At 38.2% G+C, this 26969-nt stretch carries 22 protein-coding genes; 5 read left to right on the top strand and 17 right to left on the bottom strand.

Annotation, left to right across the window (positions count from 1 at the left end):
* Positions 1-84 precede the first annotated feature (84 nt).
* The gene (locus CKV71_RS02795) at positions 85-984 is read right to left on the bottom strand and encodes a nuclease-related domain-containing protein (protein ID WP_095103600.1); all 900 of its coding nucleotides are present in this window, start codon (positions 982-984) and stop codon (positions 85-87) included.
* A 148-nt stretch (positions 985-1132) separates the two neighbouring features.
* Positions 1133-1597, bottom strand: coding sequence for a DUF1307 domain-containing protein (locus CKV71_RS02790; protein WP_095103598.1), 465 nt, complete (start codon positions 1595-1597; stop codon positions 1133-1135).
* A gap of 339 nt (positions 1598-1936) precedes the next feature.
* Between CKV71_RS02790 and ppx the strand changes: the two genes are divergently transcribed.
* Positions 1937-3469, top strand: a complete 1533-nt coding sequence (gene ppx, locus CKV71_RS02785) for an exopolyphosphatase (protein WP_167376384.1) — start codon at positions 1937-1939, stop codon at positions 3467-3469.
* Positions 3470-3680: 211 nt separating this feature from the next.
* On the top strand, positions 3681-5858 hold the full coding sequence (locus CKV71_RS02780) for an RNA degradosome polyphosphate kinase (RefSeq protein WP_095103593.1): 2178 nt from the start codon (positions 3681-3683) through the stop codon (positions 5856-5858).
* 252 nt (positions 5859-6110) lie between these two features.
* On the opposite strand, the gene CKV71_RS02775 is transcribed toward CKV71_RS02780, so the two are convergent.
* The 5 genes from CKV71_RS02775 to CKV71_RS02755 all read right to left on the bottom strand — a co-directional run bounded on the left by CKV71_RS02775 (position 6111) and on the right by CKV71_RS02755 (position 12032).
* Positions 6111-7343, bottom strand: coding sequence for an acetylornithine deacetylase (locus tag CKV71_RS02775; RefSeq protein WP_095103591.1), 1233 nt, complete (start codon positions 7341-7343; stop codon positions 6111-6113).
* A 42-nt stretch (positions 7344-7385) separates the two neighbouring features.
* Positions 7386-8234: a hypothetical protein gene (locus CKV71_RS02770; RefSeq protein ID WP_095103589.1), complete on the bottom strand. Its 849-nt coding sequence runs from the start codon at positions 8232-8234 to the stop codon at positions 7386-7388.
* Positions 8235-8309: 75 nt separating this feature from the next.
* Complete coding sequence (locus CKV71_RS02765; protein WP_095103587.1) at positions 8310-9671, bottom strand: gluconate:H+ symporter; 1362 nt, start codon at positions 9669-9671, stop codon at positions 8310-8312.
* 119 nt (positions 9672-9790) lie between these two features.
* A complete protein-coding gene (gene gntK / locus CKV71_RS02760; protein WP_095103585.1) occupies positions 9791-11326 on the bottom strand; it encodes a gluconokinase in 1536 nt (511 codons plus the stop codon).
* 25 nt (positions 11327-11351) lie between these two features.
* Entirely contained in the window at positions 11352-12032 is a 681-nt protein-coding gene (locus CKV71_RS02755) for a GntR family transcriptional regulator (protein ID WP_095103583.1), read from the bottom strand.
* 130 nt (positions 12033-12162) lie between these two features.
* On the opposite strand from CKV71_RS02755, the gene CKV71_RS02750 reads away from it, so the two are divergent.
* Positions 12163-12759, top strand: a complete 597-nt coding sequence (locus CKV71_RS02750) for an FMN-binding negative transcriptional regulator (RefSeq protein ID WP_095103580.1) — start codon at positions 12163-12165, stop codon at positions 12757-12759.
* A 58-nt stretch (positions 12760-12817) separates the two neighbouring features.
* Here the strand turns inward: CKV71_RS02750 and CKV71_RS02745 are convergent, their stop codons facing one another.
* The 3 genes from CKV71_RS02745 to CKV71_RS02735 all read right to left on the bottom strand — a co-directional run bounded on the left by CKV71_RS02745 (position 12818) and on the right by CKV71_RS02735 (position 17446).
* On the bottom strand, positions 12818-13432 hold the full coding sequence (locus tag CKV71_RS02745) for an SA1002 family membrane protein (protein WP_095103578.1): 615 nt from the start codon (positions 13430-13432) through the stop codon (positions 12818-12820).
* Between the two features lie 174 nt (positions 13433-13606).
* Entirely contained in the window at positions 13607-15712 is a 2106-nt protein-coding gene (locus CKV71_RS02740; protein ID WP_095103576.1) for an AAA family ATPase, read from the bottom strand.
* A 1035-nt stretch (positions 15713-16747) separates the two neighbouring features.
* Positions 16748-17446 carry a GTP pyrophosphokinase gene (locus tag CKV71_RS02735; RefSeq protein WP_095103574.1) on the bottom strand — a complete coding sequence of 233 codons (699 nt, stop codon included), beginning with the start codon at positions 17444-17446 and terminating at the stop codon, positions 16748-16750.
* 252 nt (positions 17447-17698) lie between these two features.
* Between CKV71_RS02735 and CKV71_RS02730 the strand changes: the two genes are divergently transcribed.
* On the top strand, positions 17699-18898 hold the full coding sequence (locus CKV71_RS02730) for a GTP-binding protein (protein ID WP_095103572.1): 1200 nt from the start codon (positions 17699-17701) through the stop codon (positions 18896-18898).
* Between the two features lie 236 nt (positions 18899-19134).
* On the opposite strand, the gene CKV71_RS02725 is transcribed toward CKV71_RS02730, so the two are convergent.
* The 5 genes from CKV71_RS02725 to CKV71_RS02705 all read right to left on the bottom strand — a co-directional run bounded on the left by CKV71_RS02725 (position 19135) and on the right by CKV71_RS02705 (position 24184).
* Positions 19135-19548 (bottom strand): DUF2188 domain-containing protein, encoded by a 414-nt coding sequence (locus CKV71_RS02725; RefSeq protein ID WP_095103569.1) that lies wholly within the window; start codon positions 19546-19548, stop codon positions 19135-19137.
* Between the two features lie 86 nt (positions 19549-19634).
* Positions 19635-21536, bottom strand: coding sequence for an FUSC family protein (locus CKV71_RS02720; protein ID WP_095103564.1), 1902 nt, complete (start codon positions 21534-21536; stop codon positions 19635-19637).
* A 128-nt stretch (positions 21537-21664) separates the two neighbouring features.
* Entirely contained in the window at positions 21665-22372 is a 708-nt protein-coding gene (gene budA / locus CKV71_RS02715) for an acetolactate decarboxylase (protein ID WP_164711971.1), read from the bottom strand.
* Between the two features lie 87 nt (positions 22373-22459).
* On the bottom strand, positions 22460-22762 hold the full coding sequence (locus CKV71_RS02710) for a putative quinol monooxygenase (protein WP_095103560.1): 303 nt from the start codon (positions 22760-22762) through the stop codon (positions 22460-22462).
* Between the two features lie 147 nt (positions 22763-22909).
* Entirely contained in the window at positions 22910-24184 is a 1275-nt protein-coding gene (locus CKV71_RS02705) for a pyruvate MFS transporter (RefSeq protein WP_095103558.1), read from the bottom strand.
* 517 nt (positions 24185-24701) lie between these two features.
* Between CKV71_RS02705 and CKV71_RS02700 the strand changes: the two genes are divergently transcribed.
* Positions 24702-25322 carry an undecaprenyl phosphate transporter UptA gene (locus CKV71_RS02700; RefSeq protein WP_095103556.1) on the top strand — a complete coding sequence of 207 codons (621 nt, stop codon included), beginning with the start codon at positions 24702-24704 and terminating at the stop codon, positions 25320-25322.
* A gap of 56 nt (positions 25323-25378) precedes the next feature.
* On the opposite strand, the gene CKV71_RS02695 is transcribed toward CKV71_RS02700, so the two are convergent.
* Positions 25379-26038 (bottom strand): ABC-2 transporter permease, encoded by a 660-nt coding sequence (locus CKV71_RS02695; RefSeq protein WP_095103554.1) that lies wholly within the window; start codon positions 26036-26038, stop codon positions 25379-25381.
* Positions 26035-26883, bottom strand: a complete 849-nt coding sequence (locus CKV71_RS02690) for an ABC transporter ATP-binding protein (RefSeq protein WP_095103552.1) — start codon at positions 26881-26883, stop codon at positions 26035-26037. Before CKV71_RS02690 ends, CKV71_RS02695 begins: the two co-directional genes overlap by 4 nt.
* Positions 26884-26969: the final 86 nt, after the last annotated feature.

Genomic DNA, 26969 nt, shown 5'->3' with positions numbered 1-26969 from the left:
CTGCCTATACAGTTTCAGCCCTATAACGCTCTCACTGCATCAAACTCTCCCTCTCTTCACATAACCCCTGGCCCCTCACACCTCCTACAAGAAATAATGTATATAAAATTTATCTCCTTTACTTTTAAAGTTTTTCTTCAGAATTGTGTAAATCGAATGTCTGGATATGCCAACGTCTCCTATCCAATGTCTTGCTTCTCTGGAGGTAATTGGTTCCCCTTTGATAAGGTATAAATCTTTCAAAGCTGCGTATATAAGTGCTGATTTTTTTAACGAAGAATGACAATACGAACATACAATATAATTTGAACTCGAAATGTCAGTACCGCACTCTAATATTATTTTCTTGCAATGTGGGCATTTTATTCCGCTTGCCACTTCATGCAACGGGCGGCGTTTTACTGTCATGTATTTCTCTTCAAGGTTTGTATTTTTCGAAAGAATTTGCTTTTTAATAAAAAGAAGTTTGGGGGTCTTACCATAGCTGAAGAGGTGTTTGAATTGATGAAATTCATTGGGCAGGAAATAAGTACCTTGCGCAGATAAATCGCCTCGCAGGCTGAATTGAGGGTGTGAAAAGGTTAAAATAGACATTATTTTGAATTGGTGGGAGAGTTCTGGAAAATGATGCATAAAGCATTCGCGTGCGTCATGCATTTGTAAAAAAGGATTATCTACACGTTTGTGGTTCCGAGAGTATAAGTGGCCATCTGTGAATTGATAGCTGCTTTGATAGTGTTTGTTTTCAATGAGGAAAATGGATTGCGGCGTGAGGACTACAAAGTCGATTTGTGTTTCGTGATATTTCTCTCCTAGTTGCAGATCAGCTATATAATTTATGTCTGGTACATTATCGAGTGCTGTTGCGAGAAGGGTTTCCCCCTCCTGCCCTTTTGTAATCTGATTGAACTGTGCTTGTTCTGTGTCGCTCAACTGACAGCGGCCTTCTAATGCTTGGAGATATTCTAAGGTGTTAGTTGTCATGTATACACTCCTTAATTAATTGTTCTGAACTTATTTTACTCGAAAGTGACCTTATTGTCTGTTTCAAACTGTGCCTTGAGGACAGTTCACAGAGATAAAAAACTGCAGCTCGTCGCAACTTTGCGACTTACTGCAGTTTCATCTTTTTTTAGTCATTATCTTTCAATGGTTTCTTTTCTTCAAAGCCTGCTTTTTTCATAGCACGTTCCACATCTTTGACATTCACATAATCTTTACCTTTTTCAGGTCCTGTGATGCCGAGTTTTTTAGTCATTTTTTTCACATTATCAGTTTCATAATCAATCTTGATTTTTTGAATAGCTTTATCTTTTTTTATTTCTTTTTTATAAGAAACGCCGTCAACGCCTTTAAATACCTTTTCTTGTTCGTCTAAAATTTGCTCAGCTTCTGATTTTGATATACCGTTTTCGTCATAATTTATCGTCAATATACTGGATTGTTTAAGTAATTTATCACCTTTATAAGTTAACGTTGTGATGACGTCAGCGCCTTCGATGTCGCCTTCATAGGTTTTAGATTGATCTTTCCCACATGCTGCTAATAAAAAGATGCCCGCTAACAGCAACACTATTGCTAGAAAGCTACGTTTCATAAGCCTACCTCTTTCCCCATTTTTAATTATATATTGGTATTATATCATCATTATTGTAAATAAACTTTCAATATCACTTCAAATTTTAAAATTCGTTACTTTTCTCAGAAATTATTTTTCTACAAAAAGTGCATTTATAATGTATTTTAGTCTATACAGATAATGTGCAAACTTGCACTTTGTGATAAAATTAAAGTGAAAAGAAAATGTGATTTCTCTTGCCGGGCAAGGCGTTAAGCGATTACATTTTTTCATAGAAGGAGTTAGAAATTTATGATATTTCCGGCCAGAAAATTATTTAACCGAATACTGACTTCTTCTAAGCAATCTGAGGGGGTTATTATGAAACGCATTGGTTTAATTGACATCGGTTCCAACACCATCAGACTTGTTGTCTTTGAGTATGATAAAGAAACAGGTCTTTCTGAAATACAAAATATTAAAACACCAGCACGACTTAGTCAATATTTGGAAGATGATTTGACTATGAATCAAGAAGGGATTGATGTATTGATCGATTCCTTAGAAAGTTTTAAAAAAGTGGCAGATGCTTATAAAGTTGATGAATTGCATCCAATCGCAACAGCAGCGATTCGTCAATCCAAGAACCGCGACGATATTTTAAAACAAACGAAGAAGAAATTAGGCATTAAAATTTCGATTGTGCCTGAATTGGATGAGGCATTTTACGGATTTTACGCGATTATCAATTCCACTGATATCGAAAATGGACTTTCAGTCGATATCGGAGGCGGCTCTACTGAAGTCACACTTTTCAAAGATAAAGAACTTATTCATTCGCACAGTTTCCCATTCGGTGTCGTTACTTTAACACGTAAATTCTTTGGTGATAAAGCGCACGATGATAAGGATGCTATTAAAAAAATGCAGAAATTCTTGGAAAAAGAGTTCAGTGCATTGAGCTGGATTAATAATCAAAAGGTTGCATTAGTCGGTGTCGGCGGTTCTGCACGTAATACTGCGCGTATTCATCAATCAGAAGTTTCTTATCCTATCGGAGGCGTGCATTGTTATTCAATGTCAGGTAAAGACTTAGATCAAGTGTTCGCTTTGATTAAAGAGAGTTCACGTGACGACTTGACGAATTTAGACGGCTTAAGCCGCGACCGTGTCGATATTATTTTACCAGCCGTTGCAGTGTTCAAAGCTTTGTTCAAACAAGTGGATGCGACGCAATTTACTTTTTCTAGAAAAGGTCTGCGTGAAGGTTACGTGATGAATCATCTGAACCAAAAGTATCCAGACGCATTTGATCGTTTTAACGTTCAAGATCGTGCACTTTACCAGTTATCAAATGCGTATAAACATGAACAAGCTGGCGCTGAGCAACGTGTCGTGCTAGCAAGAGATTTATTAGAACAGCTGACTGAATTGGACACGATTTCTTTATCCGATAAGGAAAAACGTTTATTCGAGCAAGCTGCCTATGTTTATTATTTAGGACGTTTCATCGATTCAGACTCAGGTTCCCAACATACGTATTACATTATTTCCAACTCAATGATTGACGGTTTCAACCATCACGACCGAGTGAAACTTGCTATGATGGCAAGCTTTAAAAACAAATCGTTATTGAAATTCTACAATAACGAAACAGGTTGGCTCGATAGTGATGAACTGAGCGATTTACAATCATTAGGCGGTATTATCAAATTTATTGATGCTTTGAATGTTTCGCATACAAACCCTGTGAAACGCGTTGAACTTGAAAAGAAAGATAAAGATCACTACATTTTAAATGCTTTCCACACTGATAATCCAATTGCGGAAGAATATCAAGCAAATCGCCAAAAGAAACATCTTGAAAAAGTTTTAAAAGCAAAAGTATCTATTAACTTTACAAAATCTTAACATTTCTATGTTAATGTACTAATGGATGTATATGAAAAAAATGAGTTTGAATGCAATGATTTACTTATTACATTAAATTGTATTCTTGCATCCGTCGAACAATTAAATTGTAAACTACTGACATCTAAGACACATCACCTATGATGTTTATCTTTTGATTTTATTAAATTAATATACAAATAGTCTATTTATTTACCGTGGGGTGGCCATTATGCAAAATCAAGTCATAGAAAAAGACATCAATCAACCAGAATACTATAACAACCGAGAATTAAGCTGGCTCGACTTTAACTACCGAGTATTACAAGAAGCGAGCGACAAAACAAATCCTTTACTAGAACAATTAAATTTCGTGGCGATTTTCGCTTCGAACTTAGATGAATTTTTCATGGTCCGTGTTGCCGGATTACAAGACCAAGTCAAAATGAATTTCAATAAACCGGAAAACAAATCACAAATGACGCCCAAAGAACAATTGGACGCTATCAAAAAGAAAAATGCGAAATTAGTGGATTTGCAATATGAACGCTATAACGAATTAACTGAAGATTTACGAGAATATGATGTCATTACAACTAAACCTGAAGCATTAGACGATGACTTACAAGAACAATTGGAACGCGAATTCAGAGACAATATTTTGCCGACACTTACACCGCTCGGCATTGATGCGTACCATCCTTTCCCTAAATTGGTTAATAAAAGCTTAAATATCTTTGTGGAGTTAGATACTGACGATTCAACTAACACTGCAATTGTTCAAATCCCTTCATTAATTGACCGCTTCATGATCATGAAAAAAGACGGCAAACAATATGTCTTAATGGTAGAAGATGTGATTGATTACTTTATCGAATATCTTTTCCAAGGCTATGACATCCGTAATACTTTCACTTTCAGAATCACAAGAAATGCTGACTTGACGATTCATGAAGATGGTGCGGAAGATTTATTAATTGAAATTGAACGTTTCTTAAAAATGCGTAAAAGCGGTTCTGCTGTTCGTTTAGAAGTAGATGCGCGTAATGCGAATGAATCAGATATTCAAGAACTGAAAGAACAATTAGAAATCCATGATAATGATATTTATTTTGTAGACGGCCCATTAGATTTAACAATGTTATTTGGTCTAGTCGGACGTTTGACACCTGATTTAAGCAACTTGCGTTATGATCCATATACACCGCAAGTCCCTGCTTCATTAGGCTACAATAATATTTATGATTTAGCTTTAAAACGCGATATTTTCTTCCATCACCCATATGAATCTTTCGAACCGATTGTAGACTTTATCAGAGAAGCTTCTGAAGATCCTGACACAATCGCGATCAAACAGACTTTATACCGCGTAAGTAAAGATTCACCTATTATTAAGAGCTTGAAGAACGCTGCTGAAAAAGGAAAACAAGTGACAGTGCTTGTAGAATTGAAAGCACGTTTCGATGAAGAAAACAACGTACATTGGGCACGAATGTTGGAAGATGCAGGATGCCACGTGATTTATGGTATGACACATTTGAAAACACACAGTAAAATTACGTTGGTTGTTAAACGACTAAAAGGTCAGTTAGTACCATTCGTACATTTAGGTACAGGCAATTACAATGACAAAACTGCTGAAATCTATACAGATATGGGTATCATCACTACTGATAAAGGTATTGCGGAAGATGCTATCAATTTCTTCAACTATTTAAGCGGCTATTCTCTAAAACCGCACTATAACGAATTGATTGTAGCACCATTTGATATTCGCGATGTCTTTGTAGAACGTATTGATACTGAAATTAAAAATCATAAAGAAAACGGCAATGGCCACATTATTATGAAAATGAACTCTTTAACTGATAAAACAATTATCAAGAAATTGTTTGAAGCTTCTCAAGCCGGCGTGAAGATTCAATTAGTCATCCGTGGTATCTGCTGCTTGAAACCAGGTATCCCAGGTGTCAGTGAAAATATTGAAGTAGTCAGCATTGTAGGTCGTTTCTTAGAACACTCTCGTATCTATTACTTCCATAACAACGGCGATGAAAAAATCTATTTATCATCTGCTGATGCTATGACACGTAATATGATTAAACGTGTGGAAATCTTATTCCCAGTGCATGATCAAAAAATCAGAGAACGTCTATTGAAATTCTTGAACTTGCAACTTTCTGATAACCAAAAAGGACGTTATCAAGACCAAAACGGTGTTTATCATTATGTGAATAACAATCAATTACCATTGAATTCACAATTATATATGATGCACGAAGCGGTTGAACGTGCCAAAACTATCAACAAACATGAAACACAAGTCGTTGAGAACCGACCGCATAAAGCGAATCGTCCTAGACGCGGGTGGATTTCACGCTTAAAAAATTCTTTTAATAGCAATCGCTAGAAAAAGGTTAAAACCTCCAATCTTAATTTCAGGTTGGAGGTTTTGCTTTTTTATTTTTTAAGGCGATGGAGGTTTCTAGTAGGCAAATTGTATAGGCGGCCGATCTGTGCCTAGACACTTTTGACTCTAACTGTATAGGCGGCCGACCCGTGCCTAGACACTTTCGACCTTCTCCGCCAACTACCCTACCACCATCACAACTTAAAGAAGCTGTCCTCAACCTTCAGGACAGCTTCTTTCATATACATATTATTATTTCTCAGGATTCGCATACCACGACTTCAAGAATTTGTAGAGCACCTCACTATAGTGGGCCAACTCTTCTTTCTTTACCTTTTCATCCACACTATGCGCCTCCGTTAAACTGCCGGGACCATATAAAATGGTAGGCACACCAGCATCGGCCAACCAGCCGCCGTCAGTTACAGTCGTCGTCATACCGGATACGAGTTGTTCGTCATGAACTGCTTCATGCGCCGCTTCCAACATCTTGTAGCCAGGATGTTCTAACGGCAAGGTAAAGCTTGGGAAGACTTCGCCGCGGTCTTCAATCATCGACGTGCCGCCCCAGTCAAATTGCAAAGGATTCTCACGCAGCCAGACATCCGCCTCTGCCACGCGATTCAAGTACGCCTCAATTTCCTCCACGGCCTCATGATAATCCTCATCCGGCAAGAAATGCACCGTCACCCATAAGCGACATTCATCCGCAATAAACGCCGGATTACGGCCGCCTTCAATCACCGCAGGATTAATCGTATTTGCCCCTGACGGCATATCCGGATAAGACTTCATAACTGCCCAATGCTGCTCTAATTCTTTCAGTGCCGTGATAATCTTAGCCATTTTCTCAATCGCACTGGCACCATACAAACCGCCGCCAGCATGCACCATCTGACTGCGTGCACCGTCATGCACTGTCTCCTTGCTTTGCACCGTAATCCAACCTGTGATTACGCCGCCTTGCCCGAGCGCTTGGTTATCACTTGTGTCCATCACTAAAGCCAAATCCGCTTCAGGACTCATCTCACAAGCATATTTCGTCCCCGCTTCACCGACTTCTTCGCCGACAACCGACTGCACAATAATATCGCCCTCAGGTTCAACGCCCTCTTTGCGCAGACGCTCCAACACATAGAATAACGATGCGACACCGCCCTTCATATCACTCACACCGCGGCCATACAGCCAATCATCCACCTCCGTCAATTCAAACGGCGGATACGTCCAATACTTCGGATCTTCCACATTCGCAACATCCACATGACCATTCAAGATCAACTTCGGCGCACGCGGATCTTTACCCTTCAACACACCGACCACAATACTATCATGGTCATACATTTTACGACGCTGCACCTCAAATCCATTCTCCTCCAGAAACGCTTGAATCTCATCCTGCAACGGATCCGTATTACGCGCCGGCGGACTCTCCGTATTGTACTCCACTAACAGCTCCAACAAATCAAAGTGACGTTCATTCATTTCGCAATCCACCTCTCCAAAGCATTCTTTACCCATATCATCTCAATCTTTAGGACTTCTGTACACTCTTAACCATCTTCCGAATCCAGCCATCACTGCATCATGAATCACTGCTTGCGTACACAGATACAGCCACCACGGCAACGCAGACTCATAACGATACAACAGTGTCTGCAATTCTGTCGGGCTCACTTTCGTGAAAAGGAAAGACATGGAAGAGCTGGAGACATCCTTTGTAAGCAATCCTTCTGGCAGAATGTGCAATTGTATGCCTTCTACAGCATGCATCGTTTGAGGATGCATCGCAATAAGCGGACGTTGGGTGCCTTTAAGATAAATATTATATTGCTGCGGCCAATCACTAATTTCGATAAGTCCGCATGTCACTTTATGCAAATAGGTGGCGTATGCTTTCAACAAAGTCGCAGGTGTGTCTGTGGCGCGTACTTGCATAGCTTGCAGAGATGAAGCCGTTTCGGTATGCACATTACTATTGCTGAAAAAGTAAGATTTCGGCAAGGCATATATCTCAGCTTCTGCAAATATAGGCACTTCTTTCTTCAAGGTCAATTCAATTATATGGCGAGGAGTACAGCAGCGCACAAACTGTCCGATCAAGCGTCTCAGATCTGAGCGATAGCCATGCCACAAACTGCTGTTGAACATTTTACTGTGGACATTGAAAATAACATATTCTGCTCCATTTAAGTGACGCTCCCATTCTTGAGGATTCAACCAATCAATAGGCTGATAGGTAATATAGGGATGCGCGTCTGTAGTATACACAGAGGTATCTACGAGTACAGTCAGCGGAATTTCCGCTTCTGAAAATGTCTTGATGATAGTTTGTGCAATTTGCGAAACACCTTCTGTCAAAACAATTTTCGCCATCTTGCTCACCGCCTTTTTCTCTATTATCTTTACTATAACAAAAAAATCGGCAGCCGTAGCCGCCGAAGTTTGTGCTTATACAAATAAGCTGATAAATAAGATGAAAATGATACCAGATACAGAAATAACTGTTTCCAGAAGTGACCATGTTAAGAATGTTTCTTTAACTGTCAGTCCGAAATATTCTTTGAACATCCAGAATCCGGCATCGTTGACGTGTGAACAGATAACACTTCCGGCACCGATTGCCAATACTACAAGTGCGACGTTGACATCGCTTGCTTGAAGCAATGGCAACACGATACCTGTAGTAGAAATCGCTGCAACGGTTGCTGAACCGAGTGCTAATCTTAAGACTGCTGCGACAATCCATGCTAATAAGATTGGAGACATTGTAGAGCCTTCGAACATTTTAGCAATCGTATCGCCGACACCGCCGTCGATGAGTACTTGTTTGAAAGTACCGCCGCCGCCGATGATTAAGATCATCATACCGATTGGATAAATCGCTTCTGTAACTGAAGTCATAATTTCTTTATTTTTACGTCCTTGTTTAAAGCCCATTGTAAACATCGCGAATAATACTGCGATTAACATTGCTGTATCAGCTGTACCGATGAAGTAAATAATCTTTTCAAGAATATTCTTTCCGCCGTCTACAGAACCGGTAGCTAATTGCACTATTGTAGCAATTAACATTAAAATAACCGGTAAAGTAGCAGTCAATACACTGATGCCGAAGCTTGGCATTTCGGAAGGTTTAAATTCTCGTTGTGCACCTAATGATGAAATATCGCCTTCACGTGTATAAGCAGTCGGTGTTAATTTCGGAGCGATTCTGCCGAATAACGGTCCTGCAATAATAGTTACTGGAATGGCGATAATAATACCGAACATCAATACTTGTCCTAAATTAGCATGCAATTCTTTTGCAATAACCACTGGACCAGGATGCGGTGGCAAGAAACCGTGTGTCACTGATAATGCAGTAATCATCGGCAAACCGATTTTCAATGGTGAAACTTTAGTACGTTTTGCTAATGTAAAGACAAGTGGAATTAATAAGACTAATCCTACTTCGAAGAATAACGCAATACCGATGACGAATGCTGCAATTACCATTGCCCATTGCACATTTTTCTCACCGAATTTTTCAATCAAGGTATCAGCAATGCGTGTTGCACCGCCACCGTCTGATAATAATTTACCCAAGATAGCCCCTAAACCGAAGATAATCGCGATGTGACCCAGCGTGCTGCCCATTCCTTTTTCAACGGTTTCAACTACTTTGTCTAATGGCATGCCCAGTAAGATGGCAGTAACCATGGAGGTAATAATCAATGCAATAAAAGTATTTAACTTCAATAGAATAATTAAGGCTAATAAAATCAAAATTCCGATTACCACTGTAATCAGCGGCCAAATTTCCCCAAACATAGTTTTTCCTCACTTTCGTGATAATGAGTCAATTGGAGGAAGCGTTTACATCTCCCTTTCATAAAAACACCAGCTTTACGCTGATGTTCTTATTCTAATGGACTCATCTCTTATATTATTTATAGATGATGACGTTGAAAGTCTGCAATCTTAGCATATTGGCTTTCAAGAGAGCGACTTAAATCAATAAAGATACTGATTAGTTGCTGATATGTTTCTACAGCGTCTTGGTTCGGTTCGTGTGCATGTGTAGTACCGACCATTTCTTCAATAATAGAGAAATCGTCAATCTCACCGAGTGCTTTCAGACCAAGTACACAAGCGCCTAAACATGAACTTTCATAACTTTCAGGCACGATGACATCTGTCGCAAAGATATCTGCCATCATTTGACGCCATACTTCACTTTTCGCAAAACCGCCTGTGGCTTTAATCGCTGTCGGTGTTTCTCCCATCACTTCAATTAGAGCCAGATATACGGTATAAAGATTGTAAAGCACACCTTCAAGCGCTGCTCTGATCATGTGTTCTTTTTTATGCGCTAATGTAAGACCAAAGTAAGAGCCACGCGCATTCGCATTCCAGAGCGGTGCACGTTCTCCAGCCAGATAAGGATGGAAGATTAAACCTTTGGCGCCTGGTTCTACACGGCTGGCAATCTTAGTTAAGACATCGTAAGGATCGACACCAAGTCGTTTAGCTGTTTCGACTTCACTCGCTAAGAGCTCATCACGCAACCAGCGTAAAATGATGCCGCCATTATTAACAGGTCCGCCAATGACATATTGGTCTTCTGTTAAGACATAGCAGAAAATACGTCCTTTATCGTCAGTACGCGGATGATCAATGACTGTTCTGATGGCACCTGATGTACCAATAGTGACTGCCACTTCTCCTTTTTTATAACTGTTCACCCCTAAGTTAGAAAGCACACCATCGCTGGCACCTACAATAATCGGAGTATCAGGTTTAATACCCAATAAATTAGAATAACGGTGTTTCATACCAGTCATCACGTATGTTGTAGGTACTAATTCAGGTAATTGGTCTTTAGTGATGCCAAGTAAATCTAGCGCTTCATTATCCCAATCTAATGTTTCTAGATTCATCATGCCTGTCGCTGAACCAATAGATTGATCCATTACATATTTGCCATAAAGTTGATATAAGATATAGCTTTTAATATCGATATATTTCTTAGCGTTGTTATAAATTTCTGGTTTCTCATGTTTCATCCAAAAAATCTTAGATAACGGCGACATAGGATGAATCGGTGTTCCTGTACGTTTATAAATCTCATGCCCATTATGTTCAGAGTGGATAGCTTCTGCATATTTGCTCGCGCGGTTATCCGCCCAAGTAATACTCTCAGTGAGAGGTTGTTGGTTATTGTCCATTGCTATCAAACTATGCATTTGTGCACTGAAGGCAATCAATTTAACATCCTCTGCAGCTACCCTTTCTTCACGAATCACAGCTTTGATAGTCATCAATACTGCGTCAAAAATTTCATCAGGATTCTCTTCGGAAGTGTCAACGTTAGGTGTATCCATATCGTAACCAATGTTGTGTTTACGTATAAATTGTCCATTTTCATCATACAAAACTGACTTTGTACTTGTTGTGCCGACATCGACCCCAATCATATACTTCATGGCTTATCCTCCTCCAAAAGTTAAATCATCTATAAAACAAACCAGCAATGTTATCTCCTACATCATCAAAATTCAAATGGAACGCTTCTTTTAATTGTGCTGTGTCATTTTTCTCAACTGCTTCTGCATATACCTCGTGATTGTGATGAATACGTTCAAAGTCTTCAGGCTCTTCACGCATCCGTTTTCTCATCGATAACAAAATCAAACACAACATTAAAGGCTTCAAATTATTCCAACTGCTGAGCAGATAACGATGTTGTGTCGCATAAATTAAGACTTCGTGAAACTTGATATCATGTTCAGTGTAAGCCTCTGCATCTTGAAATTGTACAGCGACTTTCATCATTTCTAAATGTTTGCGCATTTCTTTCGCTAATTCTATTCTTTGATGGTCCTTGACTTTGGTAAAAGCAAAAGATTCCATCATGATACGCAAATCATAAATTTCACGGCGTTCTCCCTCGCCGAAATGCAGTACATCAGCGCCCATACGTTCTAAACAAATCAATTGATCTTGTTTTAATAATTTAAATGCATCGCGCACAGGCGAACGACTGACATTAAATTGTTTGGCAACTTGATTTTCTGTCAAACATGTTCCAGCTTCTATATTCCCCTCTACAATTTGCAGTCTTAATTCAGCTGCGACTTTCTCCCCCGTTGTCATGCTATCCATCCATTGTTGTGGATAATTTTCTCCCATGTGTAGTACAACCCCTTGCTTCTACATACTTGTATACAAGTATATTAATACAAATTCGCTATAAATGCAATCGCTTACATTAATTTTCATAAAAAAAGGAATAATAAAGTGAGACTTGGAGGCGATGAAAATGTATATTCCGAAGTATTATCAAGAACATAACATGAACAAAATCAAAGCTTTTATTCATGATCATCCTTTTGCGACCATTGTTTCGACTGCTGAAAACGGACGCCCTTTAGCAACGCATTTACCGATACTGATTCATGAAGATGGCGAAAGTTTAATACTCGCAGGCCACTTTGCGAAAGCGAATCCGCAGTGGCACACTTTAGAACATAGTGATGAGGTCTTAATCATCTTTCAAGGACCAGATGCTTATGTTTCCTCTACCTGGTATGGTCACGAAGATGTACCGACATGGGATTATCAAAGTATTCAAGTATATGGCCAACCCGCCTTATTAACTGAGGGTGAAGTAAAGCAGGATTTGATACAGTTATTAAACCGCTTTGAAAAAAAGGACGGTGCACGCTGGGACAATTTGTCTGAAGAGACCTTGCAGCAAATTCATGGTGTGGTCGGTTTTCATATTACAGTATCAGAAGTATTTGCTGCTTATAAATTGAGTCAAAACCGCAATCATACGGATTATCAAAATATTATTCACCATTTAGAAGATGAACATAATGGCGTGGCTGACGCAATGAAGGATGAGCAGGATTAAAAAAGTGTTGGAGCTCCAGGCGGATAGCTCCAACACTTTTAGGTTTGAGGTACTTTCTTCAGCTTTTCTGCTCTCCAGAGGTTTCTTTTCCAGAAGTAGAATTAGAATCGTTCTCTTTGTTCTCTTCGTCTTGTGCTTGGCTTTCTTCTTCGGCCCATTTATGGTCTTTAATGTACAGACGAACCATGGCGAGTGCGATCCAGCTGATGAGGAGGACTGGCAGGATTATGATGTTGAGCAGGTTCAAATCTAGGGTATCAGTAGAGATTTCTAGTTTGGCGATGCTCTTCAGGTTCTGCGGACTGGAGGTCAAGAATTGGTAGAGTGTGAAAAAGATGGTGGTCCACTGTATGTAGTATTCCAGTATGGCGACGAGCATTTCGTTGTAATCGTTCCATTTAACGAGTTGATGAACGATGAAATAGTTCATGATTCCGGCAAATAAGATAATGATGATGCCGAGTACGAAGATGCTGCTGCGGTCGCCGAGTAAGCGAATGAGCAACCAGTAGATGATGAATCCGGAAATTATGAGTGAGAGGAATCCGGAAATCACCATGCCTACACTGATTAAAAAGGATTTGGCAAATAGGTATTTATCTTGGTAGCGTCCTGATAAAAAGCCGGTTAATAAGAATAAGATGAGTACGATAATTAAATTGACTATAAACATAATGCAACCTCGCTATTAATATAATATGTTTTAATGGTCTGTGATTAGACGCTTAATGCATTCTATACCCTTTTTTCTCTTATGTAAAAAGCACCCCGCTTCAAACGCTATGGAATGAAACGAGGTGCTTGTTTAATAGCTATTTAGGATTTGTATTTATTGACGCTTTACAACTTATAGTGAATCTACTTTTTCACCATTGATTAAGATGTTGTCGTCTTCTAATGTGACTTTAACATCACTTACGTCAGTGTGTTCTAGGTAGTAGTCTGTGATACGGTCACGTACTTCTCTTTCAACTACACGGCGTAATGGGCGTGCACCTAGTTCTTCGTCGTAACCTTGGTCGATTAACCAATCTTTAGCATCTTGGCTGACTTCTAGTGTGATGCCTTTTTTCTCAAGCGTATTTTGTACATCGTCAAGTAATAAGTTGATGATGTCTTGTAAAGCATCTTTGTCTAAGTGAGTGAATTCTACGATACCGTTGAAGCGGTTAAGGAATTCTGGACGGAAGAATTTTTTAAGGTCTTCCATTAAGTCTTCGCGTTCTTTTTCACTTTCATCTCCGAAACCAGCGTTTGAAGTACAGATGATGATTGTGTTTTTGAAGTTTACGACGTTACCTTGACCGTCTGTTAAGTTACCGTCATCCATAACTTGTAATAATAAAGTTAGGATTTGAGGGTTTGCTTTTTCGATTTCATCGAATAAGATAACTGAGTAAGGATTACGTCTTACTTTTTCAGTTAAAGTATTTGAGTTATCTTCATAACCAACATAACCAGCGCTTGTACCGATTAATTTAGATACAGCTGTACGGTCCATATATTCACTCATGTCTAATTTGATGAGTGCTTCTTTGTTACCGAATAAATCGATAGATAATTGTTTAGCTAATTCTGTTTTACCTACACCAGTAGGACCTACGAATAAGAAGCTGCCGATTGGTCTGTTGCCTTCGTCGAATCCTGCACGGTTACGGCGGATTGCACGAGACACCATTTCAACGGCTTTGTCTTGTCCGATAATTTTATCTTTTAAGCGTTTTGAAATGTTTTTCAAGCGCTCGATATCATTATCGTCCATTTGTGATACTGGAATGCCAGTAATACGTTCTACAGTAGCAGCCACGTCTTGTACAGTAGCTGTTGTAGCTTCGCCGTTGCCTGACTCTAAGCTGTCTTGTAATTCTTTAATTTGTTTTTGATATTTATCTGCTTCAGAATAAGCTTCTTCGCTGACTGCTTTAGATTTTTTATCTTCTAATTCTTTGATTTGTTTTTCAACTTCCACTTTATCTACAACTGGATTTTTAGCAGCTAAGTGTGCAGCTGTAATATCCAAGATGTCTAAAGCTTTATCTGGTAATAAGCGTTGTGGAATATATTGAATAGATAAGTCTACACATGCTTTTAAGACTTCGTCAGGTAATTTCACGTTATGGTGTTTTTCGAATGTTTCGCGTACACCTTTCAAGATTTCTTCAGTATCTTTAGCTGAAGGTTCTTTGACAACTACTTCGTTGAAACGACGTGCTAATGCTGGGTCTTTCAAGATGTTGTTACGGTATTCGTCTTGAGTTGTAGCACCGATTAATGAAATTTCTCCACGACCTAAAGCTGGTTTGATGATATCAGATAAGCCTTTGCTTCCTGAGTCTCCGCCAGTTGAACCAGATCCGATAATTTGATGGATTTCATCAAAGAATAAGATGACATTTTTTCTTTCTTTTACACTGTTAATCAAGTTTTGGATATTTTCTTCAAAAGCACCACGATATTGTGTGCCTGCTTCTAATGAAGAAATATCGACTGCAATAATTTCTTTGTCTTTAATTGCAGCTGGCACGTTACCTTTTACAATGGCTTGTGCTAAACCTTCAACAATTGCTGATTTACCTACACCAGCTTCACCTACTAAGATAGGGTTGTTTTTATTTCTACGGCTTAACACTTCTGCAGTGTCTTGAATTTCTTTGTCACGGCCAATAACTGGATCTAATAAACCGTCTTTAGCTTCTTGTGTTAAATTACGGCCGATTTTTTCTAAGTAATCGTCGCCGCCTTGACCGCCGCCAGCTTGACCAGGTTGTCCTGCTTGAACACCTTGTGCTGGTTGTCCGCCTTGAGCTTGTTGTTGTTGAATTTGTTGCAATTGCTCAGGTGACACTTCGCGGCCGTTGATATAATATTTTTTATTTCCATCTGCGTTTTGCATATCTTGCATCATTCTTCTAAAAATTGAGTCAAAATCATTTCCGAAAAATCCGTTATTCATATAGTTATAACCTCCGTTAATTGGTGAAACTCCATAATCAAAATTTCTATCTGTTTGTAATTTGAATTACTGTTTCACACTTTTCTTAAAATTCCATTTGTTCTTGCTTTCATGTGGCAAGTGACACAAATCATTGATTATTATTTTTCTGCCTTGTGTCATTTAAAGGTCTGAGTCTTGTGATGAATGCTGCGATTTGATTGCTTTTACAGATGTAACACGTTTTGAAAAAGAGTGATTCAAATGTTGTTGCCACTCATTGGTTACAATCTTTATATATCCGCTTCCAGCATTTCTCAAACACTTCTCTGATGCGACCTTCATTAAGTAGAGCGCAACTCGTGCGTCATTTATAGAATGAGTCGTTGCGCTATTCTTGTTTTTAATATAAATTTCATTTCTATTTTTATAATCTCTGATTTATTATTGCATATTTATACTTTGGTCAATTAAAGTCAAAAAGTTATTTCGTTGTATTTACTCTCTTTATCAACCTTACATATATAAGTATAACGCATAATTATACATAAATCAAGTACTAAATATGCATTTTTCAAACTTTTTTGCTTTTTTTGTACATATAACTGTTTGTGTTGGTCAACTATTCCATTTTTCTTTTAACTTCAAGTTAGATAAAGGGCGGATTAGAAATAACAACTCTATTGATAACGTGCTTTTCTAGACACTTCTCCAAATCTTGTGTCTAGATTACGCCCTTTTCTAGACACTTCTCTGAAACTTGTGTCCAGATTACACCCTTTTCTAGACACTTCTCTGAAACTTGTGTCCAGATTACACCCTTTTCTAGACACTTCTCTAAAACTTGTGCCCAGATTCACCCGCTTTCTAGACACTCCCGCATAATTAAAGGGAGGACATAGTTTTGTCCCCCCTACTTATTTCTTCCTTTATATAGTTGGCAGTAGCTATCTGAATAGAAAATGCGCTTGTCCCAAGCTTTTTTCTATTCTAGTTAGCCTTGCCGGGGCGGGAAGACGAAATAATTTTAATCAAAAATTATTTCTGTCCCGCTCCCTAGTTCTGCTTTAAAATTTCTCCATGCATTTGTTGCAACTTACTTTCAACTTCTTTGATTTCTTCTGCACATTGTTTGAGTGTATCTCGATAGACCTCTGTGTCGGTCGCATTCTTATAACGCAATTTATGTTCTAAGCTGGCCCACATGTCCATACCGATTGTGCGAATTTGGATTTCGACTGGGACATGTTCTACATTATCTGTCAAAAATACTGGAATTGAAACTACGAGATGTAAACTGCGGTAGCCCTTCTCTTTCGGGCTTTTCACATAGTCTTTTCTTTTCAACAGCTTGACGTCAGCTTGTTTTAATAATAATGAAGCTACCACTTCGATATCTTCTAAGTAATTGCACACTACGCGAATACCCGCAATATCCGTAATGTTCTCTCGCGCAGACTCTGTCGTCACAGGCAGCCCGCGCATTTCTAATTTTCGGACTAAACTGCTGATTTCCTTTACGCGACGTTCCATATGATGGATCGGATTATGTTCATAAAGAATCTGAAAATCATTATCTAAAATACTGAGTTTAGTACTGACCTCTTCTAAGGCGGAAGCATATAAATGATGCAAGCTGACAAAATCAACAAGCTCTTCTATCTGATAATGATTGTCTTGAAATTTTGTAATATTGCGCTGGACATCTCTTTTAAGCGCGTTTATATTTAGCGTTTCTCTTCTTTCTACATACATAATATTTCCTCCGTTCTTTACACACTTATATTATAACGGAGTTCACATGCAAACTAAATTTATTTCATTTCCAAAAAATAACTCTAAAAATTATTTTGACTTTATCTCTAGTCTAGCGAATCTCTAGTTTTCCTCTCCCTTTTTAAAAAGAAAAATTTTTGCATCTTGCGCCGAGTCGTTTTTTTCTATACAATATAAATCGTAATTATTACGATTAACGAAATGTGCATAGATAAATAGGAGGATTTTTTTATGGCTAAAATACCTGTAACGGTACTGAGTGGTTACCTCGGCTCAGGAAAAACAACATTATTAAACCATATTTTACAAAATAGAGAAGGATTACGTATTGCTGTCATTGTCAATGATATGAGTGAAGTCAATATTGATAAAGATTTAGTCGTTGAAGGCGGGGGGCTTTCACGTACTGATGAAAAATTAGTTGAATTATCAAATGGCTGTATCTGCTGTACTTTACGCGAAGACTTATTACAAGAAGTAGAACGTATTGTAGAACGCGGCGGTATTGATCAAATCGTGATTGAATCTACTGGTATTTCTGAACCTGTACCAGTTGCTCAAACTTTCTCATACATTGACGACGAATTAGGCATCGACCTCACTAGCATTTGTCGTCTAGATACGATGGTGACAGTAGTTGACGCGAACCGCTTCATCAATGATATTAAGTCTGAAGATTTGCTCGTCGATCGTGAACAAGGTGCTAGTGATGAGGATGAACGTACTATCGCTGATTTATTGATTGACCAAGTAGAATTTTGCGATGTGCTTGTATTGAATAAAACAGACTTAGTAACCGAAGAACAATTAGATCGTTTAGAAGGCATCTTGCGTAAATTGCAACCTACTGCCCGCTTCATCCGCACAGTCAACTCAGAAGTAGAATTGAGCGATGTCTTAAATACAAGCTTATTTGATTTTGAAAAAGCCAGCAATTCTGCTGGTTGGTTACAAGAACTAACAAATGGTGGTCATGCTGAACATACTCCTGAAACTGAAGAGTACGGTATTTCTTCCTTTGTATATGAACGTCGTTTACCTTTCCATGCGGAACGCTTCCATGAATGGTTAGAAAATATGCCGAATACAGTTGTACGCGCTAAAGGTATTGTTTGGTTAGCCCAATATAACCATGTAGCATGCTTGATGTCTCAAGCAGGATCTTCAGTCTCTATCCATCCGGTTACTTTCTGGGTGGCAGCAATGTCTGAACCAAAACAACGTGCGATTCTACATGAACGTGAAGATGTGCGTGAAAATTGGGATCCTGAATTTGGCGACCGTCATACTCAATTTGTAATTATCGGTACAGATTTAGATCAAGAAAAAATCACTAAAGAATTAGATGCTTGCTTACTTACAACTGAAGAATTTGAATCAGATTGGTCACAATTGCCTGAACCGTATGGCTGGCAAATTACACAAGCTTAATCAGATGAAAAGAAAGAGAAATGCCGAAATGGTATTTCTCTTTTTTATTACCTATTAAAAACCTCTTAAAGCGGCACTCGTTATGCGAGTAACCCTTTAAGAGGTCCATTTAATTAAATGCAGTTGGTTAATCTGCGGCTCCCTCACGATTCGTGTTACCATTGCATCATCTCACGAATCGTTAATTTTTTTTACCACAATTTATGGATTAATAATCGTCATTGAGCAGTTGATACTTATTCGTCTGCTTTTTTCACATGTACTTTGGTACCGCGATTATCCGCAATATGTTCAGCACGTTTCACCGCTTCTTCTTTATTATCATAATCATCCGCAGCACGTTTTGCACCATATGTGCGTACTTTCCATTTCCCATCTTCTTTATAGACTTCGACATCATTTTCATTCAACTCAGGATTTGCATCTTTATCTTTCTGATGTTTGGTAACATCTTTATGCTTTAATTCATCCAGTTCTTTTTTCGTCGCATCTTTATACCAGTTTTCAGCTTGCTCGGTGGCAATCGGAATCGCACGTCCTTCTTCATAACCATCTTCCAACATTGCATTGGCAATATCGATTGCTTTTTTACGTTCTAATTCATCCATGTTCTTCCAAGTATTCGGATAATCATCTAAAGTCCAAGGCATAAGCGCCCTCCTCATCATTTTAATGTTAGTTCACTATACCACGCTTCAACGCTTCTCAATCAAACCAGTTCAACAAGGTGCTGCTTTTATTTTTGCAAACGTGTATACTGCTGAACATTCAACAAGGCAGAACGGATATGCACATATTGCGGCAAGGATGGCAAGCCGGTACCGAATGTCATCGGTATACCTTTTTCAAAATGTAAAGCCATTTCTTCGAACGCAATCAAGTATTGACCCATTTCGACGTCATCAATTGTATGAGGATGGCCATTATGCTGTGCACGAGACAGCATGAAGCTGATTTCTTCGAGCGCAAACATGACGGGATAATACTGGCTGACTTTCTGTGTATCAGTAAATAATTCACCATGTGCGTTGTTATACATACCGTACATATTGCTTAATTTAATATTCATTTTCATTTCATCAAAGCGTGGTGCTTGATGTTCAAGGTAAGCATTTTTGGAAAAGAGATAGTAAAAGAACGATCCTTCATAGCGCACCACTTCAGAGATAGCAATCGGCAATGTTTGCGAGGCGTTTTTACGTCCTAGAATCAACAAGCCGATAACCGCGATAACGACACCCATCACGACATCCAACATTCTTGGCAAAGCAATGAGAATCGATAATTTGCCCGAAGCCAATCCATTCAAGGTGATGACTTGTGTCGTAATGAAAATCATTGCTAAAGCATAATTAGCGCCTACTAATGCTTCTGTAAACATGGCACTTATAGATAAGATAAAGATACTAACGAGCATGGGCGGATGGAATGCGAGAATAATACTTAAAGTAATTACCCCGGCAAAAGTACCGATTGTTCGCGCGACTGCCCGCTCCATACTATGGATAGTATTCGTACCGATCAAAATAGTATGTGTCGTCAATGGCACCCAATACGCTTTATCGAAATCGAACATCAATGCAATGAAAATCGCAATAGCCATAATCACACAGTAACGCATGGTATTCATAAAGACTAAAGAATCTAAAGTGAGATTATAGAATAGTTGCTTTCCATATAGCGGTTTTCGTAAATGCACCTCATATTGCACTTGTCCTTCTGGACTGTGCAAAATCTCATCGGTACGATAAATTTGTTTTTCCAACCGTTGAAAATCAAGTGATAGTTCTACTTTTTCTTTCCATTGTACTTGATCTTCAGATGTATGGTTTTGTAGCACACTCTGTTCCACATATTCCATCATTTCTAATAATATATCCGGTAATACTTGAACTTGTTTCGTTTTCAACTCTAATATTTCAGCAAAAATTCCTTCTGCATTGTTATGCAGCAAATATAGGCGATGCAGAGTATTCGATTGCTTTTTACCTGCGCCAGATGAAGTAATCAATTGTTTATCCGTTGATTTAAATTGGTCGACTAACTGTTTCGTGGTCGTTTTATATTGCGCTTCATTTGTATAATCATGAAATAATTGGATTAACAGTTGATATTCTTTTTCTACTGCGCTGACTTCCCCGCTTTTCTTTTGAAACTTCAACATTATCCAAAGTACTAGCATCGTCAACATTCCACCAGCAAAGACCATTGTACCGCGCATTAAAGCTTCTGCAGGTGCGACGGGCATGTTGATCGGCAAGGCAAAGGTTACAATGAAGAAGGTTGAGGAAGCACCCGGGATTTCTAAGGCACTGAAGATGTAGTAAGCGACTACAGTGACAATCAGCAGTAAGAGGCCGAAGAGAAGCGGAATGGGTACTGTAATCGTGCCAAGCATAATACAAAGCGTGAACCCTACCGCACACCACCATACAATCCGTAATTTCGACTTATTAGAACCGCCGAACACATAAATGTTCGTCAAAGTACCTGTCGCCATCAACAAGCCCCATTGGAACTGTCCGACAAAATACCCGACTAATAAAGGAATCAGCATTAATAAACATTGCCTGAATCCTTTCTTAAAATTGACATTCTGCCGAGTGAATTGAAACAGTGAACTTATGTAATGTGTCATGAGACAGATTCCTTTCTTTGTTTTTCTTAGTTATCTACTCATTCCCATTGTATCATCTCTTTCAAACCAGAAAGTGGAACACAAAAAGCAACCCTCTAAGCAGAAGGTTGCTCTTGAAAAAGTACGTATTATTCAGCTAGACGAATTTCTTCATCAATATTTTCATAGTCAATATCTGCATTTAAAAATTCTTCATCATGGACGGGGAAATTTTGTTCAAATGTTTCTACATCATTAATTTCCACTGTGCCGCGCTCTAATTCAAAATCTAAGACATGACCGCCGACTGTGCGTTCTTGGTCCACAAAGTGCAAGTGGAAACCTGCTGTACCGACGCCATGGAATAATTCTGGTGTAAAGAAGCCGACGATAGTACCGTTAACTGTTTCAAACGTCAACTCTGGCTGTCTATTAACCGATTCCATCAAACGTTGATAAGGCGGTTCTTGTTTCGGCATCATGCGGACATGCACCTTTTTAAAGCTGCCATGAATCTTAACGGCTGAAAATAAATTTTGGCTTTTCATTCTGACTAAGATGGTATCTAGCAAGTTTTCCGAACTGATAGTGTTATGAATGTCGAATTTTTTATTAGGTTTGAAATCAGTCACTGTCGAAAAAGGTGTCATTTCATCACCATTCAACTTTTTGAACTCACCGTATTCATTAGCATGAAATGCTTCGTTATCCAAAATAATAACTTCACCGTCGCATCCGTCCAACGTACCGATTCCTAAATCGCCATGTTTCAGCATTTCTTCAATCGATGCTGTTCCCTTCAGCATTCCGGCCATTAAAGTTCCTAAAGTTCCATGTTGGTAAATCATAACACTCAATCCCCTTATTATTTCTTAATTTTACATTGATCCACGAATACCTATATTATAGCACTTTCCAATTGATATAGAAGAGTGCAGAGCGATTTATTCGTAGCTGATTTCATCACTATCTTCAAACATTTGAATTGTCGGCTCATTAATGCAAAGTTGTGTAACTTCTTGCCAATATACTTTGAAATGATCCGCTTCAATATGTGCATTCAATGCCTGTCTATCTTTCCATTGTTCAATAATTACAAAGGAATTAGGAATGCTGGCATTTTCATAATGTTCATAACTGACATTTCCTTGTTCAGCTTGTGAAGCAACCACTAATTGGCCGATTAAACTTGAATAACGGTCATAATTTGCATCGTTGACGTTCGTTTTTGCAATTACAGTAATCATGTTGTTCTCCCTTTCTTTATTTCAAATTTTTCTTAACTTTACTTTTCCCGAAAAATAAAGCTTTGAACCACGCAAAAAGAAGCATCTATCTTGAAACACTGCCTTTCCTCGGTGAATCAACCATAGATACTTCTTATATTATCTTACTTAATATTTATCCTTTTCAGCTACTAAAGCTGTATCAGGTTTTACAAAGAACCACATTACAATTGCGATGACTACGAGTACTAATAAAGATTGTAATGTCCAAGTCCAACCAATTAAATCAGCAAAGAATCCAGCAAGTAATGGACTCAGCATCGCACCGACGTTACCCCATAAGTTCATCCAGCCTGATACAGTACCAGAGAAGTTACGGCCGATATCTGCTGCAGCTGCCCAACTCATACCTGTTGTAATACCCATACCGCTTAGGCAGACTGCTAACCACGCGATATTGACTTCTAATACTTCACTGCGGATAGCAAAAAGCAAACCGATACTGAAAATAATCATACCGATAATTGCGATAGAGCCACGTGCTACAAAACGTGATTTCCCAGCTTGCAATAATCTATCTGATAAAGCACCGAATCCTAAGATACATAGCAACATGGCTAACCAAGGAATCCCTGCTAATAAACCTAGAGAAGTATATTTCACATGATATTGTTCCATAACATATGTCGGCAACCAGATTAAGAATAAACCGACAATAAACTGTACTACAAAATATTGTACAGCGATTGCGTAAAAGCTGAAGTGTTTGAAGAAGGCACTCCAAGGTGCGCTTTGTTTCTCTCCAGCATTTTGTACATCACGATTTTCCATGATGAAACGTTTCTCAGCTTCATTGACCATCTTATGATGTTCAGGCAAATCTTTTGCAATAATTGCCCATAATAATACGATTAAAAATCCAACCGCACCGAAGATATAAAATACGGCTTGCCAATTGAACATTGTGACAATTAAAACCGTTACGCCTGGTGCAATAACAGGTCCAAAGTAAGAACCCGCAAGCAAGAAGCTAGAGGCACGGCCTTTTTCACCGCGAGAGAACCAGTTTGAGTTGAATACCGCATTGGCTGGGTACATCGGAGCTTCCCCGATACCAAATAAGAAACGTACTAAATACAGTAAACCATGATTTTTAACAACCCCTGTTAAAATCGTAAATGCACTCCACCAAATCAAAGCAATCGACAACATCTTCTTCGGACCGAATTTTTCAGCCATAACCCCTGAAGGTACTTGCATTAAAGCATAACCTGCTGAGAAGAATGTAGCTAATAATCCAAATTGCGCCTTTGTCATATGTAAATCTTCCATCATTGGTCCAGCAATTAAGGAGATGTTCGATCTATCCATATAAGCGATAACTCCGATAATAAAGAAGGCAATCGCAAAATACCATCGAACGTTACTCTTTCTTTCAGTCATATATATCCCAACTTTCCTGAATAAAGATACATTAGGTCATCATATGACCTAAGTTATTTTAGTAAATATTACCACGATTTGAAATCGTTTACAATAACTTTTTTACAAAAATATGAACTTATAGTTGTACAATATATTATTTTCTTTAAAATTGAAGTCCCCTATGCTATCTGCATTAAGCTGAAAATTAAGTCGACTTGATCAGTCGGTTTTTATTAATTTGAAAGGCTTTCTAGTGCAAAAATATAAAAATCTCTATCTTAATATTTCACCAAAAAGAAACTTCTCTATTGTTTTCTTTAATGAATAAATATTAATTTACGAGCGAATGAAGAAGTGGATTCACCGTATTTCCTACTCCATTTCAAGATGTATTTTCACTATTTCAGCCTCAAATTATGTGTAACTTTCCGCATTCTTTAGTACAATGATTATCGATGTATGTATAATTGAATCATCATAAAATTAAATAAACTAACTCTATATAAAAACTTCAAAAGGAGTCACATTATTAAAAATGGAACAAATTCTAACGGATTTTATTAGCCGCTGGGGATATTTGGCAATTTTCATCCTCATTCTCTCAGAAAATATTTTACCTTTTGTCCCTTCAGAAGTTGTGTTGACTTTCGCTGGCGTCTTATCAGCTAAATCTCACATTTCTATTTGGATGCTATTAATCGTTGCTACCGTTGCTTCATTTATCGGTTTGCTAGTCTTGTATTATATCTGTCGCTTAGTCAACGAAGAGAAACTTTATCGTTTCGTAGACAAATACGGTAAATGGATGAAATTAAAAGGTAAAGATGTTAAACGTGCCAATGATTGGTTCAGAAAATATGGAGCTGCTGCAGTATTTTTATGTCGCTTTGTTCCCGTGTTACGTGTCTTAATTACTATTCCAGCAGGCGTCAGTCGTATGAATGTGGTTACGTTTGCGGTGCTTTCATTGTTAGGAACAACCATCTGGAACTTCGGTCTAATCTATTTAGGCAAAGCACTTAGTGACAACTGGCATCAAATTCTCAATGCAATGCATACTTACTCGACAATCATGTTGGCTATTCTAGCCATTTTATTTATTATCTTTGTTATCCGCTTCATTTCAAAACGTCGCAAAAATTCAAATGCAAACTAATTAAAAAACGTATGAACATGCTTGAATTACAAACTGCATGTTCATACGTTTTGCTTTTAAAAGTTAGTTTTCTTAAATTTGTTTAATCCTATGAAGTAACCTGCTGCAGCTACAACTAAACTGATTATAATAAAAATAGACTGGCGAATTAATTCAAATTCTACATGTTGCATCGCATCTCCACCTGACTCATAAATAGTGCCTCCTATTATCAAAGAAATAAAATTAAAGACAAAGAATATAAACAAAACAATAACTCCAACTATAATTTGTATCATATTCGATTTATCTGCCCCGACAGAATAAGTAAAAGGATACAATAATGTCATAAGTAAACCGATTGAAAAACTGATACCAAACGCCTCAATAACATTTGCCATTTCTAAATTACCCAACAAGCTGCCAGCAACCAGTCCTATTAAAGTTATGCCTACTCCAATCAACATTGTAATGAGATAATAGCCATAATGACTTTGTACAATTTGTTTGCGACTTACTGGCAATGTCACCGCATATTTATACCACTCTGCAGCAGCCTCATTTTTTAAATTGTCAGTACCCGCTGAAATAGCAAACATTACAATTAATAAACTTAATAATCCACTGCTTTCTCCGCCTGAAAAAGCCATCAAAAGAGTTATTAGAACAGCTATAATTAAATAGATAATCAGCGCTTTGACAGTCGCATAATATTGTCCAAGAATGAGTCCCTTCATGATGCTGTCCCTCCTAAGATGATTTTGTTCGCTTCATCTATACCTGAAAGCGATCTGATGTCTTCCGAATTATCTTTCTTTAAAAGCACTTCAAATTGTCCTAAATGTTCTTTGTATGCCAGAATACTTTCTTTATCCAGAGTGCTGAACTGTTTTGCATCACAGTTTAATATTCCAAAGGACTCAAATAGTTCACGTTTCGAAATCTGTGCGGCTACTTCTCCATTTTTAATAAAGAAGAGACGGGTCGCTAATCGTTCTACATCCTCTGCAATATGTGATGTCATCAAGATTGCACGATTGCCTTCATGCACAAATTTTTCCAACTCATCTTGAATTTCTCCACGGCTAGCTGCGTCTAAGCCTGCAGTAGCTTCATCGAGAATGAGTAAACGGCTTTGATGCGAAAGCGCTGCTGCCATTGATACCTTCATCGACATGCCACGCGAGAACTGTTTCACTTGTTGGTTTGCAGGTAACTCAAACTTCTTAATCCACGCAAAGAATTGAGCACTGTTCCAGTTTGTATATAATTGTTTGAATATCTTATCAATCATTTTAACCGTAAATTTTTTAGGAAAATTAAGGGCATCGAAGACTACACTGATTTCATTTTTATACGCCGTATCATTCATACTTGGTTGTGCTCCAAAAAAGCTCACCGTACCTTGATCAATTGGATAATCTCCTGCAATCATACGGATTAAAGTAGACTTCCCCGAACCATTCTTTCCTATAAGTGCTACAATTTCACCTTCATGTACTTCAAATGAAACGTTATTAATTCTAAAATTGCTATCTTTAAATGATTTATTTAATTGCTGAACGGATAAAAGTTTTGTCATAGCTCCTCCTGATGTAAATTATATTGTATTCAAAAATAATAATATCATACTTATATGTAGAAAATAACGCTTTTTACGTATTTTTT

The sequence above is a fragment of the Staphylococcus piscifermentans genome (genome assembly GCF_900186985.1).
Lineage (GTDB): Bacteria > Bacillota > Bacilli > Staphylococcales > Staphylococcaceae > Staphylococcus > Staphylococcus piscifermentans.
The sequence above is the reverse complement of the archived record's forward strand: the minus strand, read 5'-3'. Positions and strand labels throughout refer to the sequence as shown.

Bases quoted from the DNA above. Each gene is read 5' to 3' on its own strand.
- CKV71_RS02780 (WP_095103593.1), top strand. From the start codon at position 3,681: ATGCAAAATCAAGTCATAGAAAAAGACATCAATCAACCAGAATACTAT.
- CKV71_RS02755 (WP_095103583.1), bottom strand. From the start codon at position 12,032: ATGGGAGAAAATTATCCACAACAATGGATGGATAGCATGACAACGGGG.
- CKV71_RS02695 (WP_095103554.1), bottom strand. From the start codon at position 26,038: ATGAAGGGACTCATTCTTGGACAATATTATGCGACTGTCAAAGCGCTG.
- CKV71_RS02770 (WP_095103589.1), bottom strand. From the start codon at position 8,234: ATGGCGAAAATTGTTTTGACAGAAGGTGTTTCGCAAATTGCACAAACT.
- CKV71_RS02730 (WP_095103572.1), top strand. From the start codon at position 17,699: ATGGCTAAAATACCTGTAACGGTACTGAGTGGTTACCTCGGCTCAGGA.
- CKV71_RS02725 (WP_095103569.1), bottom strand. From the start codon at position 19,548: ATGCCTTGGACTTTAGATGATTATCCGAATACTTGGAAGAACATGGAT.
- CKV71_RS02750 (WP_095103580.1), top strand. From the start codon at position 12,163: ATGTATATTCCGAAGTATTATCAAGAACATAACATGAACAAAATCAAA.
- CKV71_RS02720 (WP_095103564.1), bottom strand. From the start codon at position 21,536: ATGACACATTACATAAGTTCACTGTTTCAATTCACTCGGCAGAATGTC.
- CKV71_RS02705 (WP_095103558.1), bottom strand. From the start codon at position 24,184: ATGACTGAAAGAAAGAGTAACGTTCGATGGTATTTTGCGATTGCCTTC.
- gntK (WP_095103585.1), bottom strand. From the start codon at position 11,326: ATGAAGTATATGATTGGGGTCGATGTCGGCACAACAAGTACAAAGTCA.
- CKV71_RS02775 (WP_095103591.1), bottom strand. From the start codon at position 7,343: ATGAATGAACGTCACTTTGATTTGTTGGAGCTGTTAGTGGAGTACAAT.
- CKV71_RS02735 (WP_095103574.1), bottom strand. From the start codon at position 17,446: ATGTATGTAGAAAGAAGAGAAACGCTAAATATAAACGCGCTTAAAAGA.
- CKV71_RS02765 (WP_095103587.1), bottom strand. From the start codon at position 9,671: ATGTTTGGGGAAATTTGGCCGCTGATTACAGTGGTAATCGGAATTTTG.
- CKV71_RS02795 (WP_095103600.1), bottom strand. From the start codon at position 984: ATGACAACTAACACCTTAGAATATCTCCAAGCATTAGAAGGCCGCTGT.
- CKV71_RS02690 (WP_095103552.1), bottom strand. From the start codon at position 26,883: ATGACAAAACTTTTATCCGTTCAGCAATTAAATAAATCATTTAAAGAT.
- CKV71_RS02740 (WP_095103576.1), bottom strand. From the start codon at position 15,712: ATGAATAACGGATTTTTCGGAAATGATTTTGACTCAATTTTTAGAAGA.
- CKV71_RS02790 (WP_095103598.1), bottom strand. From the start codon at position 1,597: ATGAAACGTAGCTTTCTAGCAATAGTGTTGCTGTTAGCGGGCATCTTT.
- CKV71_RS02745 (WP_095103578.1), bottom strand. From the start codon at position 13,432: ATGTTTATAGTCAATTTAATTATCGTACTCATCTTATTCTTATTAACC.
- CKV71_RS02700 (WP_095103556.1), top strand. From the start codon at position 24,702: ATGGAACAAATTCTAACGGATTTTATTAGCCGCTGGGGATATTTGGCA.
- CKV71_RS02710 (WP_095103560.1), bottom strand. From the start codon at position 22,762: ATGATTACTGTAATTGCAAAAACGAACGTCAACGATGCAAATTATGAC.